The sequence below is a fragment of the Arthrobacter agilis genome (genome assembly GCF_030816075.1).
GTDB classification, from domain to species: domain Bacteria; phylum Actinomycetota; class Actinomycetes; order Actinomycetales; family Micrococcaceae; genus Arthrobacter_D; species Arthrobacter_D agilis_E.
Genome location: NZ_JAUSXO010000001.1, coordinates 2,090,886 through 2,104,722 on the forward strand (window position 1 = coordinate 2,090,886; position 13,837 = coordinate 2,104,722).

Genomic DNA, 13,837 nt, shown 5'->3' on the forward strand with positions numbered 1-13,837 from the left:
TCAGGGCAACTTACGGAAGAGGCGTATACCAAGTGCCAGAACAAACCAGCCACCGCCTGCCTGAAGAATTCGGCGGGAACGAGTGGCTCGTTGATGAACTCTACGAGCAGTTCCAGAAGGACCGACACTCGGTCGACAGGAAGTGGTGGGACCTCTTCGATTCGTTCGATGCGGAGAGCACGCCGCCGCAGAACGGCCGCGCGGCCGACAAGCCCGTGAACCCCGCATCGGCCCCTGCCGCGACCACCCCGGAGGCCCGTCCCTCGAACGGGAACACTCCCCCGGCACCCGCGGCCGCCCACCCGCCCACCAAGGAACTGCCGGTGGTGCAGGCCGAGGCCCCCGCGCCCAAGGCGTCGGGTGAGAGCCCGGCGAGCACGCAGCAGAGCGGGAAGCCCCCCGTGGCGAAGGAACCGGCGAAGAAGCCGGAGACGTCCCGCGAGGACAAGCCCGCCGCGAAGCCCATCCCGGCGCAGCTGCCCGCCTCGGACCGCAGCGCCGAGATGGAGGAGAACAGGGTCAGCGTGCTGCGCGGCCCGGCCAAGGCCATCTCCACCAACATGGAGGCCAGCCTCAGCGTCCCCACCGCGACCAGCGTCCGGGCCATCCCGGCCAAGCTGCTCATCGACAACCGCCTGGTCATCAACAGCAACCTGGCCCGTGCGCGCGGCGGCAAGGTCTCCTTCACGCACCTCATCGGCTACGCGATCATCCGGGCCCTCGCCCAGTTCCCGTCGCAGAACGTCTACTACGACGTCGTCGACGGCAAGCCGTCCGCGATCCAGCCGGCGCACGTGAACTTCGGCCTCGCGATCGACATGCCGAAGCCCGACGGCACGCGCTCGCTCGTGGTGCCGAACATCAAGAAGGCCGAGACCATGAACTTCTCGGAGTTCTGGCACGCCTACGAGGACCTCGTGAAGAAGGCGCGCGCCGGCAAGCTCGGCGCCGACGACTACGCCGGCACCACGGTGTCCCTCACCAACCCGGGCGGTATCGGCACGGTCCACTCCGTGCCCCGCCTGTCCAAGGGCCAGGCGTGCATCATCGGCGCCGGCGCCCTCGAGTACCCGGCGGAGTTCCAGGGCTCGAGCGAGAAGACCCTCGCCAAGCACGCCATCAGCAAGACCATCACCCTGACCTCCACCTACGACCACCGCGTCATCCAGGGTGCGGGCAGCGGCGAGTTCCTGCGGATCATCCACCAGCTGCTGCTGGGCGAGCAGGGTTTCTACGACGAGATCTTCGAGTCGCTGCGGATCCCCTACGAGCCCGTGCGCTGGAGCGCCGACATCCAGGTGGACCCGGTGGACCAGATCAACAAGGTCGCCAGGATCCAGCAGCTCATCCACGCCTACCGCGTGCGCGGCCACCTGATGGCCGACACGAACCCGCTCGAGTACGTCCAGCGCAAGCACGCCGACCTCGACATCCGCACGCACGGCCTCACCCTCTGGGACCTCGACCGCGAGTGGCCCACGGGCGGTTTCGGCGGGCAGCCGATGCTCAAGTTCCGCGACATGCTCGGTGTCCTGCGTGACGCCTACTGCCGCACGACGGGCATCGAGTACATGCACCTCCAGGATCCCGCCGAGCGGCAGTGGTTCCAGGACGAGCTGGAGCACCCCTACTCCAAGCCGAGCCGTGAGGAGCAGCTGCGCATCCTGCACAAGCTGAACTCCGCCGAGGCCTTCGAGACGTTCCTGCAGACGAAGTTCGTCGGCCAGAAGCGTTTCTCCCTCGAGGGCGGCGAGTCCCTGATCCCGCTGCTCGACGCCGTGATCTCCGGTGCGGCCGACGACGGGCTGGACGAGGTCGCGATCGGCATGGCCCACCGCGGCCGCCTGAACGTGCTCACGAACATCGCCGGGAAGACCTACGCCCAGGTGTTCCGCGAGTTCGAGGGCACCCAGGATCCGCGCTCCGTGCAGGGGTCCGGTGACGTGAAGTACCACCTCGGCACCGAGGGCACCTTCACCTCCGACGCCGGCAACGAGACCCGCGTGTACCTCGCGGCGAACCCCTCCCACCTCGAGGCCGTCGACCCCGTGCTCGAGGGCATCGTGCGCGCCAAGCAGGATCTCCTGGACCAGGGCGACACGTTCCCCGTGCTGCCGATCCTCATCCACGGCGACGCGGCGTTCGCGGGCCAGGGCGTGGTGGCGGAGACCCTGAACCTCTCGCAGCTGCGTGGCTACCGGACCGGCGGAACCATCCACGTCATCGTCAACAACCAGGTCGGCTTCACCACGAGCCCCACCTCGTCGCGCTCCTCGGTGTACTCCACCGACGTCGCGAAGATGGTCCAGGCCCCGGTGTTCCACGTGAACGGCGACGATCCCGAAGCCGTGGTCCGCGTGGCCCAGATGGCGTACCAGTTCCGGCAGCGGTTCAACAAGGACGTCGTCATCGACATGGTCTGCTACCGCCGCCGCGGCCACAACGAGGGCGACGACCCCTCGATGACCCAGCCCATGATGTACAACCTGATCGAGGCGAAGCGCTCGGTCCGGAAGCTCTACACCGAGGCCCTCATCGGCCGCGGGGACATCACGCAGGAAGAAGCCGAGCAGGCCCTGCGCGACTACCAGGAGCGCCTCGAGCGGGTCTTCGCGGAGACGCACGCGGCGCAGACCTCGCCGATCCCCGTGATCACCCGGGACCCCCAGGCGAAGTCCGATCTCGAGCGCCCCTACGCCCAGCAGGCGGACGGCGGCGAGAGCGAGGCCCCGCAGACGGCGATCAGCACGGAGACCCTCGCGCGGATCGGTGCGGCGCACACCGCCATCCCCGAAGGCTTCACGGTGCACCCGAAGCTCAAGGCCCTACTCGACAAGCGCGAGCAGATGTCCCGCGAGGGCGGCATCGACTGGGGCTTCGGCGAGATCGCCGCGTTCGGGTCCCTCCTCATGGAGGGCGTGCCCGTGCGGCTCGCCGGCCAGGACTCGCGCCGCGGGACCTTCGTGCAGCGCCACGCGGTGTTCCACGACCGGGCCACCGGCCACGAGTGGCTGCCGCTCGACGATCTCGGCCCGGACCAGGCCAAGTTCTGGGTCTACGACTCCCTGCTCAGCGAATACGCCGCCATGGGCTTCGAGTACGGCTACTCCGTGGAACGCCCGGACGCACTCGTGATCTGGGAGGCGCAGTTCGGTGACTTCGTCAACGGCGCGCAGATCGTCATCGACGAGTTCATCAGTTCCGCCGAGCAGAAGTGGGGGCAGCGCTCGTCCCTCGTGCTGATGCTGCCGCACGGCTACGAGGGCCAGGGCCCCGACCACTCCTCCGCCCGGATCGAGCGCTTCCTGCAGATGTGCGCCGAGGAGAACATGGTGGTGGCTAACCCCAGCTCGGCCGCGTCCCACTTCCACCTGCTGCGCCGGCACGCCTACCACCGTCCGCGGAAGCCGCTGGTGATCTTCACCCCGAAGCAGCTGCTGCGCCTGAAGGCCGCGGCGAGCTCGGTGGAGGACTTCACGCAGGGCACCTTCCGTCCCGTCATCCCGGACACGCTTCAGACGCCGGGCAACGACGTCGAGCGCGTGATCCTCGTCTCGGGCCGGCTGTACTACGATCTCCTGGCCTCGCGGCAAAAGCTCGACGACGGCAGGACGGCCATCGTGCGCGTGGAGCAGCTCTACCCGCTCCCCGTGGACGAGATCCGCGACGCCCTGGCCACCTACCCGAACGCGGAGATCGTGTGGGCGCAGGACGAGCCGGCGAACCAGGGGCCCTGGCCGTTCATCGGTCTCAACCTGCCGCAGGAGCTTGATCGGAGCGTGCGGCTGGCCTCGCGGCCCGCCTCGGCGTCGACCGCGACCGGATCCGCGAAGAACCACGCGGTGGAGCAGGAACTCCTCATCAAGAGGGCGTTCGGCCGCCAGTAGCAAGGCCATCAGTATGATGTCAGGTGGGGCTTCAGGCCCCACCTGACATCTTTAAGGGCAGATGAGCGCGCGTGCCGTTCCCGGCAGCCCGGCTCATCTTCGACGACCAGCACACCGAGGGACCAGTGGAACAACGCAGAATCCGGCTAGCAGCAGTGGGCGACGAACTCCTCGCGGGGCTCGGTGATCCGCGCGCTCTCGGCTGGTTCGGGCGCGTGATGGCCCGGACCCGGCCGGATACCGCCAGTGTGGAGGCGTACAGCCTCCCGGCCCCCGGCGAGGGCACCGAGGCCCTCGCGAACCGCTGGCTGCAGGAGGCCGGCCGGCGCTTCGAGACCGGCTTCGAGAACCGCCTCGTGATCGGTCTCTCGGACCGGGACCTGGACCTCGACCTGTCCACGGCGCGGAGCCGGCTCAATCTCGCGAACATCCTCGACGGCGCCTCGCAGATGAGCGTCAAGGTGCTCGTCGTCGGTCCTCCGCCGGGTCTCGACGCGGAGCGCAACCGCCGCCTCGCCGACCTGTCGGCCGCCTTCGGTGATGTCACCACGCGCCGCAAGCACGTCTTCGTCGACACCTTCTCCCCGCTGCTCGCGCACGAGCAGTGGCGCCACGATCTGGCCTCCAACGCGGGGACCCCGGGCCAGGCCGGCTACGGGCTCATCGCCTGGCTCGTCCTGCACCGTGGCTGGTTCCAGTGGCTGGAAGTGCCGGCGCCAGAGTAGGCCACCGGACACGCGCCGGGCCCCGGGGACACGCTGTCCCCGGGGCTTTTTTATTGGCCAGAGGCCTTATATTTCGGACAGGTAACAGTTGGGTTATCAAAGGTTCACTGAGTGTCCGGAGGCAACGATCCTTCGCTATGCTGTGCGAGTGTGATTGCCGTCACGGCAGCAATCCCGCCTCGTGGGGCGCCCCTTCGCCCCTCGCGCCAAGCACAGTAAGGACTATTCAATGCGTAATAAGCGCACTATGACGCTCGCCGCACTGTCCATCGGAGCGCTCATGCTGAGCGCCTGTGGATCGGCGGGCGGAACGGCCGAGACCCCCGCATCGGAAGGTGCCGCGGAGAACCTGGCGACGACGATCAACATCGCGATCAGCCAGGCGCCCACGGGCTACAACGGCAACACCGCGGCCACGAACTCCGTGTACAACGGCTACGTCGACAACCTGACCTCCAGCGGCTTCGCGGCCTTCACGGCAGCCGGGGAACTGGAGCCCAACGAGGACTTCGGCACCTACGAGAAGGTGAGCGACGACCCGCTGACGATCAAGTACACCATCAACGACGATGCTGTCTGGTCCGACGGCGTGCCGATCGACTACGACGACGCCCTGCTGACGTGGGCGGCGCTCTCCGGTACGCACCCGAGCGGTGAGAAGGACCCCGAGACGGGCGCCGAGTCCGACCTCTTCCTGGCCGCCTCGACCAACGGCTTCGCCCAGACGAAGATGATCGAGGGCGAACCGGGTGACAAGGAGTTCGAGCTCGTCTTCGACGAGCCCTACGCCGACTGGGAAGCCCTCCTGACCGGCGGGGTCTTCATGCCCGCACACATCGCCGCGGAGCAGGGTGGACTCTCCACCGAGGGCGATGGCGCCGCACTCGTCGACGCCATCCAGAACGACGACACCGCGGCCCTCAAGCCCGTCGCCGATTTCTGGAACACCGGCTGGGACTACGAGCCCGAGCTGCCGGCACTCCCGGACACGGCCCTGCTGCCCTCCTCCGGTCCGTACAAGCTGGACAACGCCACGAACGGCACGCTCACGCTCGTGAAGAACGACAAGTACTGGGGCGAGGAGCACGCGGGCAAGACGGACACCATCGTCTTCAAGACCATCGTCGACGAGGAGGCCGTCCAGGCGCTCCAGAACGGCGACGTCGACGTGATCGACCCCTCCAGCCCCTCGGTCGACACCAAGACGGCCCTCGAGCAGATCGGCGACACCGTCACGGTGGACGCCGGGACCTCCCTGACCTTCTCGCACGTGGACCTCGACCAGCGCCCCGGCGCGGTCTTCGAGGACGTCAAGGTGCGCCAGGCCTTCAACGCCTGCATGCCCCGCGCCGACATGGTCGACAAGTTCGTGACCCCGATCGATCCCGAGGGAACGGTCATGAACCTGCGCGAGTACCAGCCGGGCCAGCCCGACTACGAGACGGTCCTCGAGGGCGCTCCTGCCGCCCAGGGTGACGGCACCGCCGACATCGAAGGCGCCAAGAAGCTCCTGACCGAGGCCGGCAAGGCCGAGCCCGTCAAGGTCAGCCTGATGTACGCCTCGACCAGCCAGCTCCGCGCCGACATGGTCGCGCTCATCAAGGACTCCTGCGACAAGGCCGGCTTCGAGATCGTCCCGCAGCCCGAGGCCGAGTGGAGCGCCAAGCTCTCCCAGCCCGGTGCCTGGGACGCCGTCCTGTTCGGCTGGTCCGGTTCCGGACTCGTCGCTTCCGGCCAGTCGATCTACGTCTCCGGTGGCGAGCAGAACTTCGGCGGCTACGCCGATCCCGAGGTGGACCGCCTCTGGTCGGAGATCGCGACCACCACGGACGCCGATAAGGTCCCCGCTCTGAAGACCGAACTCGAGCAGCGGCTCGCCGAGACCCAGTACAACGTGGTGCTCTACGCGAACGCCGACATCATCGGGTACTCCTCCAAGCTCGAGGGCGTGGAACTGAACCCGACGCAGACCGGCATCACCTGGAATGCCTACAGCTGGACGAAGCAGAGCTGATTGCTCCATCCGGAGAACGCATGAGGACGGGCAGGCCCTCGGGCCTGCCCGTCCCTGTGCCCGGCACCGCGACAGCCTGCACCGTTTCCTAGGAGCCCCCCGTGTTCTACTTCATCGCCAAGCGAACGATCATCTCGTTCTTCATCATGCTCGCAGCGACCACGCTGATGTACTTCCTCACCATCTCGTCGGGCGATCCCTTCGAGGACCTCGGTGAGACCAGCGGTCCGGAGAAGGCAGCCACCATCGCCGCCCGCACGGCCGCCATGAACCTCGACGTACCGCCGATCCCCCGCTACTTCCTGTGGCTCCAGGACGTCGGCCACTGCCTCGTCCCCGGCGGTGTCAGCTGCACCCTCGGCCAGGACCGCTCCGGCGCCGAGGTCCTCCCGCAGCTCCAGAACGCCATGGGCTCCACCCTGCGCCTCGTGGTCATCGCGACGGTCCTCGCCCTGGTCCTCGGCGTGATCGTGGGCATCGTCACCGCGATCCGCCAGTACAGCACGTTCGACTATTCCGTCACCTTCATCTCCTTCCTGCTCTTCTCGCTGCCCCTGTTCTGGCTCTCGACGATCCTCAAGCAGTACCTGGCGATCGACCTCAACACGTGGCTGGCGAATCCGCAGTTCTCCTATCTCACGATCGCCCTGATAGGCCTGCTTGCCGGCGTGGTCTGGGCCGTCGCCGTCGGCGGTGACCGCCGGCGCCGGCTCACCGTGTTCGTGGTCGCCACCGTCGCGACCGCCCTCGCCCTGTACCTCCTGCTCGTCACGGGCTGGTTCGTCACCCCGGGCCTCGGCCTCGTCGGGATCCTCGTCTCCGCCGTCGGTGTCGCCGTCCTCTGGACCGCGCTGCTCGCCGGGTTCCGCCGACGCCGCGTCCTGCACGCGGCCCTCGCTGCCGCCGGCGTCAGCTTCGTCGGCTACCTCGTCTCCATCCCGCTGCTCGAGGAGCCGAACTGGCTCGTCGTCGTCGCGCTCGTGGTCGTCATGGCGGTGCTCGCCTACGTCGTCGCCGGCGTGGTCGGCGGACCGTTCCGGGGCCAGGCGGGCAAGATCGGTGCGGTCATCGCCGTCTCGGTGGGCCTGCTGATCGTGCTCGACCGCCTCCTCCAGGCGTACCCGGTGCTCTCCGCGAAGGCCGGCGGCCGACCGATCCCCACCACCGGGTCGCAGTCGGCGAACCTCAACGGCACGTTCTGGGAGACCAACCTGGACTATGCGCTGCACCTGATCCTGCCCACCATCGCGCTGACCCTGATCTCCTTCGCCACCTACACGCGGTACACCAGGGCGAGCCAGCTGGACGTCATGAACCAGGACTACATCCGCACGGCCCGCGCCAAGGGCCTCAGCGAACGCACCGTCCTGGTCAAGCACGCCTTCCGCAACGCGATGATCCCGATCACCACCCTGATGGCCTTCGACTTCGCGGGCGTCCTCGGCGGCGCCGTCATCACGGAGCAGGTCTTCGGCTGGAAGGGCATGGGCAACATGTTCGTCGTGGGCATCAACAACGTGGACCCCGGGCCGGTCATGGCCTTCTTCCTCGTGGTCGGCACGGCCGCCGTGCTGTTCAACATGCTGGCCGACATCGCATACGCGTTCCTCGACCCGCGCATCACCCTGAGCTAGGACATCCATCATGAGTAACCACGAGAACCCGCGGGACGACACCCGCACCTCCCTGGAACTGTCCGAGATGACACTGCAGAGCCAGGACACCGACATCGCGACGGCCATCCCCACGAGGGACCAGACCGATCGCATCCGCACCACCGAGGCGAAGAGCCAGGGACGCCTGATCCGGGAGCGGTTCTTCCGCCACAAGGGTGCGCTGGCGGGCATCGCCCTGCTGGTGCTGATCTTCCTCCTCGCCTTCACCTCGATCGGCTTCGCGGGCATCCCCGGCTGGTGGAACAAGGACTACGACGTCCTGGCCGCACGCTTCAACGAGGGCCGGCCCACGCTGACCCTCTGGCCCTTCAGCCTCGGCGAGCACCCCTTCGGCCAGGACGTCCTGGGCCGCGACTACTTCGCCCTGACGATGCGCGGCATCCAGACCTCGCTCATCATCGCGTTCATCGTGGGGATCGTGGCCATGGTCATCGGCACCACCGTCGGCGCATTCGCCGGGTACTTCCGCGGCTGGACCGAGGCAGTCCTGATGCGCCTGACCGACGTCGTCATCACCATCCCCACGGTCGTCATCGCGGCAGCGGTCGCCGGCATCGTCGCGAAGCACGGCATCATCCCCTTCGCACTGTTCCTCGGAGCCGTCACCTGGACCGGACTGGCGCGGCTCGTCCGCGGCGAGTTCCTGTCCCTGCGCGAGAAGGAGTTCGTCGAGTCGGCGAAGTCGGTCGGTGCGAGCTCCGGCCGCATCATCTTCCGCCACATCCTGCCGAACACGGTCGGCGTCATCATCGTCTCGACGACGCTCGCGATCTCGGGCGCCATCCTCCTCGAGACCGGCCTCAGCTTCCTGGGCCTCGGCGTCACGGCACCCGACACCTCGCTCGGCAAGGCCATCAACGACAACCGCTCGGCCCTCACCGTGCGCCCCTGGCTCTTCCTCTGGCCCGGTGCGTTCATCATCGGCATCGCCCTCGCGGTCAACTTCATCGGAGACGGCCTGCGCGACGCGTTCGACCCCAAGCAGACAAGGGTGAAGCAGTAATGAGTACCAGTTCCGTCATCATCTCGGATGAGCAGACAGTGCCCGGAGACGGCCCCATCCTCGCGGTCAAGGGCCTCGGCGTGGAGTTCAACGTCGACAACGAGTGGGTGATGGCCGCCGAGGACGTCTCCTACGAGATCCACCCGGGCGAGATCCTCGCGATCGTCGGGGAGTCCGGCTCGGGCAAGAGCATGTCCTCCATGGCCCTGCTGGGCCTCCTCCCCCGCAACGGGCGTTCCACGGGCAGCGCGAAGATGCTGGGCAAGGAGCTCATCGGGGCGTCGCAGGGCACGCTCCGGCGCGTGCGCGGCAACGAGATCGCGATGATCTTCCAGGAACCCATGACCGCGCTCAATCCCGTGCTGACGGTCGGTGAGCAGATCCGCGAGGCGATCGAGCAGCACACCGAGCTCTCCCCCGCCCAGGCGAAGAAGCGCGCCATCGAGCTGCTGAGCATGGTGGAGATCCCGGAGCCGGAACGCCGCTACGACTCGTTCCCGCACCAGTTCTCGGGTGGCCAGCGCCAGCGCGCCATGATCGCGATCGCCCTCTCCAACGACCCGATGCTGCTCATCGCGGACGAACCGACGACGGCGCTCGACGTGACGGTGCAGGCCGAGGTCCTGGATCTCCTGCGCAAGCTCAACAAGCGGCTCAACAGCGCGGTGCTCCTCATCACGCACGACATGGGGGTGGTCGCCGACCTGGCCGACCACGTCGTGGTGATGGAACGCGGGCGCATCGTGGAGGCGGCTCCCACGGCGCAGCTGTTCGCGGCTCCCGCCGAGGCGTACACCCGGCAGCTCCTCGGGGCCGTCCCGCACCTGGGTTCGAAGGTGGGCGGCGTCCTCACCGACGTCGAGGTCGTGGACGGGCAGGCGACCATCCACAGGGAGTATGCGGAGGCCGCGCTCCGGGCCCAGGAGACGCACGCCGCCTCCGGCGTCGTCCCCGCCCTCGAGCTCACGGACGTGGACATCGAGTACCCCGGACGCTTCCGCCAGCCGCCCTTCAAGGCCGTCGCGGGCGTGTCGTTCACCATCAACCCGGGCGAGGTCCTGGGCCTGGTCGGTGAGTCCGGATCGGGCAAGTCCACCATCGCCCGCGCCGTCACCGGCCTGATCCGGACCTCCGGCGGCCGGGTCCGGATCGGCGGCACCGACATCACCGAACTCAGCGCCCGGCAGCTGCTGCCGCTGCGCAAGAGGTTCGCGATCGTGTTCCAGGATCCGGCGGCGTCCCTCAACCCGAGGCTGTCCATCGGCGACAGCATCGGCGAGCCCATGCTCCTGCACGAGAAGCCGGGCCGCGCGGAGCTGGACAAGCGCGTGGCGGCCCTGCTGGAGGATGTGCAGCTGCCGGTCGCGTTCCGGAACCGGTACCCGCACGAGCTCTCCGGCGGACAGCGCCAGCGCGTCGGGATCGCCCGTGCGCTGTCGCTGCGGCCGGACCTCCTCGTCGCGGACGAGCCCACCTCGGCGCTCGATGTCTCCGTCCAGGCGAAGGTCCTGGAGCTGCTGCAGGAGCTCCAGCGCGAACGCGGGTTCGCCTGCCTGTTCGTGAGCCACGACCTCGCGGTCGTGGAGCTCCTCGCCAGCCACGTCGCGGTGCTCAACAAGGGCACCCTCGTGGAGCAGGGCACCACCGAGCAGATCCTGAAGTACCCGCGCGATCCGTACACGCGCCGGCTGCTCGCCGCGGCGCCCGTACCGGACCCGGCGCACCAGGCGCTGCGCCGGGAGCAGCGCTCCGCCCTCATGGCGGCCGGAGCCGTCGACTAGCCATCGATTAGCCATCGACCAGCTGCCCGAAGGGCGGCGCCCAGGCCGGCACACGAAAGGAGACCCTCCGTCAGCGGAGGGTCTCCTTTCGTCCGTGCGGTGCTATTCGGTGCTAACCGGTACTACCCGGAGATCTCCGGCGCTTCCCGGTGGTCCCCGGTGCTTCCCGGTGGTCCTCAGTGGCGGAAGACGATCTTCCCGAACACCTCGCCGTCGAGCATGCGCCGGAAGCCCTGGGCGGCGTCGTCGAGGGGCAGCACGGTGTCGATGACGGGCCGGACGCCCGTGGCGACGAGGAAGCGCGTGAGCCGCTGCAGCTCCTCGCGGGTGCCCATCGTCGAGCCCAGCACGCGCAGCTGGAGGAAGAACACGCGGTTGAGGTCCGCGGACGGGGCGGGCCCGCTCGTCGCGCCGCAGGTCACCACGGTCCCGCCGGGCACGAGCGACTTCAGGGAGTGCGCCCACGTGGCCTCACCCACCGAGTCGAAGACGACATCGACGCGCTCGGGCAGCCGGGCACCGGCGTCGAACACCTGCTCCGCGCCGAGGTCCAGTGAGCGCCGGCGCTTCTCCTCGCTGCGGCTCGTGGCCCAGACCCGGAAACCGGCCGCCGCGGCGAGCGCGATGAGCGCGGTGGCCACGCCTCCCCCCGCCCCCTGGACGAGGACCGTGGAGCCGGGGGCCGCCGGGGAGACCGTGAAGAGCATGCGGTAGGCCGTGAGCCAGGCCGTGGGCAGGCAGGCCGCCTCCTCGAACGTCAGCTCCGCCGGCTTGGGCACGAGGTTCCGCTCGGGCACCCACACGTAGTCGGCCATCGTGCCCGGGTGGCGCTCGGAGAGCAGGGAACGGCGGGGGTCGAGGGTCTCGTCGCCGCGCCAGTCGGGCGAGGAGACGACGCCGTGCACGATCACCTCGTTGCCGTCGTCGTCGACCCCTGCCGCGTCGCAGCCGAGCACCATGGGCAGGCTGTCCTCGGGCAGACCGACACCCTTCAGCGACCACAGGTCATGGTGGTTCAGGCAGGACGCCACGACCCTCACCCGCCGGAAGCCGGCGGGAGCGTCGGGTACCTCGAGGTCGCCGACGGTGAGGCCGTCGAGCGGATCGTCCGCGGACTGGGTGGCGGCATAGGCGGCGCGCATGCAGGACTCCTTCGACGGGGGATGATCCCCTCATCCTAGGGCCAGGTCCGACGGCGGCAGCGGCGCGGTTTAGGTGACGCCCGCAGCGGTATGGGAGACTTGGGTGCAGTTCTGCACGAATCCAGTGCCTGAAGAAGAAGGAGGCAGCCATGAGCAAGCGAGCACGCAAGCGTCGCGACCGGAAGCGTGGAGGCGCGAACCACGGTAAGCGCCCCAACACCTGAGTCCGGACGGTGCCATCGGGCACCAACGACAGAACCTCCGGCCCGTCAGGGTACCGGAGGTTCTGTCGTTGATGCCGTCAGTGCCTGACGAGGCCGTCAGTGGTCGGCGGTCTGCAGGTGGCTGATGCGGTCGAGGATGCTCGCCTTCAGGGTGGACGGTGCCACCTCCGTGCAGGATCGCTTCACGACCGACCGGATGACGCACTCAAGGTCATGCTCCTCGGCGCACTGCGGGCACCCGTCGAGGTGGTCCTTGATCTCGACGAGGTCCTGGTGTGAGAGCGCACCGTCGAGGTATTCGTACAGCCGCTCGATCCTCGAGTCGGCGCAATCGCCCAAACTGCCGCAATCGCTCATTTCCTCATCTCCTGTTCCTTGCCCGCTGCACCTGCTGCGACCGGGGTCTTGGCACCAGCACCGGTGGTGGTACGCAGTCCCCGCTCATGCGCGTACTCCGCGAGGAGCTCCCTGAGGAGCTTGCGGCCGCGATGCAGCCGGGACATGACGGTCCCGATGGGCGTGTTCATGATTTCCGATATTTCCTTGTACGCGAAGCCCTCCACGTCGGAGAAGTACACCGCGAGCCTGAATTCCTCCGGGATGGCCTGGAGGGCGCTCTTCACGTCGGAGTCCGGGAGGTGGTCCAGCGCCTCGGCCTCCGCCGACCTCAGGCCGGCCGGGGTGTGCTCGGCCGCCTTCGCGAGCTGCCAGTCCTCGATCGTGTCCGAGTGGGACTGCAGGGGCTCGCGCTGCCTCTTGCGATAGAGGTTGATGTAGGTGTTGGTGAGGATCCGGTACAGCCACGCCTTCAGGTTGGTTCCCGGCTTGTACTGGTGGAACGCCGAGAATGCCTTGGTGTAGGCCTCCTGCACCAGGTCCTCGGCGTCGCTCGGATTCCGGGCCATGCGCATGGCGGCGGAGTAGAGCTGGTCCACGTACTGCATGGCGTCGCGCTCGAAGCGTGCCTTGCGGTCCGCTTCGGACTCGGTCGACACGTCCAACTCTGCGTCTTCGGCGGGGCTGCTGCCTGCGGGGGCTGTGGTATTCATCGTGCCAAAGTCTACGCGTCGAAGCTGTCGCGGCCCTGTGGGGGCCTCATGCTTGACCGACGTCGAGAGCTGGAAGCCCGGTCTGTCGACCGTCGCGGTCGGTATACCTGCCATTCGTGCGTCCCCTTCCCCCTGCTGTCTCCGTTACCCCTGTTCCAACCGGCCCGCGTGCCCTTCTATTCCTGCCGGCCGCCCCCGTCCCCGTCCCGCACCGGAGGATCGTGGAGCAACCTCGCGCCTGGAGGCACAGCAGGGCGGGCCGTGCGTGGCGGGTTACGGATCGCCCCGTGCGGTGCGGCATGCAAAACTAGACCCAGCGTGCTTAGTAAGCAGTAC

10 protein-coding genes are annotated in these 13,837 nt (G+C 68.2%); 7 read left to right on the plus strand and 3 right to left on the minus strand.

Annotated features, from left to right (window positions below; translation table 11 throughout):
* Nucleotides 1-32: 32 nt before the first annotated feature.
* From QFZ50_RS09750 to QFZ50_RS09775, 6 genes are all read left to right on the plus strand, one after another.
* A complete protein-coding gene (locus tag QFZ50_RS09750) occupies nucleotides 33-3,887 on the plus strand; it encodes a multifunctional oxoglutarate decarboxylase/oxoglutarate dehydrogenase thiamine pyrophosphate-binding subunit/dihydrolipoyllysine-residue succinyltransferase subunit (protein WP_307083738.1) in 3,855 nt (1,284 codons plus the stop codon).
* 125 nt (nucleotides 3,888-4,012) lie between these two features.
* Nucleotides 4,013-4,612, plus strand: coding sequence for a GDSL-type esterase/lipase family protein (locus QFZ50_RS09755; protein ID WP_307086744.1), 600 nt, complete (start codon nucleotides 4,013-4,015; stop codon nucleotides 4,610-4,612).
* A 229-nt stretch (nucleotides 4,613-4,841) separates the two neighbouring features.
* The gene (locus QFZ50_RS09760; protein WP_307083740.1) at nucleotides 4,842-6,626 is read left to right on the plus strand and encodes an ABC transporter family substrate-binding protein; all 1,785 of its coding nucleotides are present in this window, start codon (nucleotides 4,842-4,844) and stop codon (nucleotides 6,624-6,626) included.
* A 101-nt stretch (nucleotides 6,627-6,727) separates the two neighbouring features.
* Nucleotides 6,728-8,260: an ABC transporter permease gene (locus QFZ50_RS09765; RefSeq protein WP_307083742.1), complete on the plus strand. Its 1,533-nt coding sequence runs from the start codon at nucleotides 6,728-6,730 to the stop codon at nucleotides 8,258-8,260.
* A gap of 10 nt (nucleotides 8,261-8,270) precedes the next feature.
* Nucleotides 8,271-9,305, plus strand: a complete 1,035-nt coding sequence (locus tag QFZ50_RS09770; RefSeq protein ID WP_307083744.1) for an ABC transporter permease — start codon at nucleotides 8,271-8,273, stop codon at nucleotides 9,303-9,305.
* Nucleotides 9,305-11,086 (plus strand): ABC transporter ATP-binding protein, encoded by a 1,782-nt coding sequence (locus QFZ50_RS09775; RefSeq protein ID WP_307083747.1) that lies wholly within the window; start codon nucleotides 9,305-9,307, stop codon nucleotides 11,084-11,086. The genes QFZ50_RS09770 and QFZ50_RS09775 overlap by 1 nt, the downstream gene beginning before the upstream one ends.
* Before the next feature lie 176 nt (nucleotides 11,087-11,262).
* Here the strand turns inward: QFZ50_RS09775 and QFZ50_RS09780 are convergent, their stop codons facing one another.
* Nucleotides 11,263-12,228, minus strand: a complete 966-nt coding sequence (locus tag QFZ50_RS09780) for a zinc-binding dehydrogenase (RefSeq protein ID WP_307083749.1) — start codon at nucleotides 12,226-12,228, stop codon at nucleotides 11,263-11,265.
* 149 nt (nucleotides 12,229-12,377) lie between these two features.
* Between QFZ50_RS09780 and QFZ50_RS18240 the strand changes: the two genes are divergently transcribed.
* Nucleotides 12,378-12,452, plus strand: coding sequence for a 50S ribosomal protein bL37 (locus tag QFZ50_RS18240; RefSeq protein ID WP_369299106.1), 75 nt, complete (start codon nucleotides 12,378-12,380; stop codon nucleotides 12,450-12,452).
* A 96-nt stretch (nucleotides 12,453-12,548) separates the two neighbouring features.
* On the opposite strand, the gene rsrA is transcribed toward QFZ50_RS18240, so the two are convergent.
* Complete coding sequence (gene rsrA, locus QFZ50_RS09785; protein WP_307083751.1) at nucleotides 12,549-12,809, minus strand: mycothiol system anti-sigma-R factor; 261 nt, start codon at nucleotides 12,807-12,809, stop codon at nucleotides 12,549-12,551.
* Entirely contained in the window at nucleotides 12,806-13,501 is a 696-nt protein-coding gene (locus QFZ50_RS09790; RefSeq protein ID WP_307083753.1) for a sigma-70 family RNA polymerase sigma factor, read from the minus strand. The genes rsrA and QFZ50_RS09790 overlap by 4 nt, the downstream gene beginning before the upstream one ends.
* Nucleotides 13,502-13,837 lie beyond the last annotated feature (336 nt).

Bases quoted from the DNA above. Each gene is read 5' to 3' on its own strand.
- QFZ50_RS09760 (WP_307083740.1), top strand. From the start codon at position 4,842: ATGCGTAATAAGCGCACTATGACGCTCGCCGCACTGTCCATCGGAGCG.
- QFZ50_RS09770 (WP_307083744.1), top strand. From the start codon at position 8,271: ATGAGTAACCACGAGAACCCGCGGGACGACACCCGCACCTCCCTGGAA.
- QFZ50_RS09775 (WP_307083747.1), top strand. From the start codon at position 9,305: ATGAGTACCAGTTCCGTCATCATCTCGGATGAGCAGACAGTGCCCGGA.
- QFZ50_RS09780 (WP_307083749.1), bottom strand. From the start codon at position 12,228: ATGCGCGCCGCCTATGCCGCCACCCAGTCCGCGGACGATCCGCTCGAC.
- rsrA (WP_307083751.1), bottom strand. From the start codon at position 12,809: ATGAGCGATTGCGGCAGTTTGGGCGATTGCGCCGACTCGAGGATCGAG.
- QFZ50_RS09790 (WP_307083753.1), bottom strand. From the start codon at position 13,501: ATGAATACCACAGCCCCCGCAGGCAGCAGCCCCGCCGAAGACGCAGAG.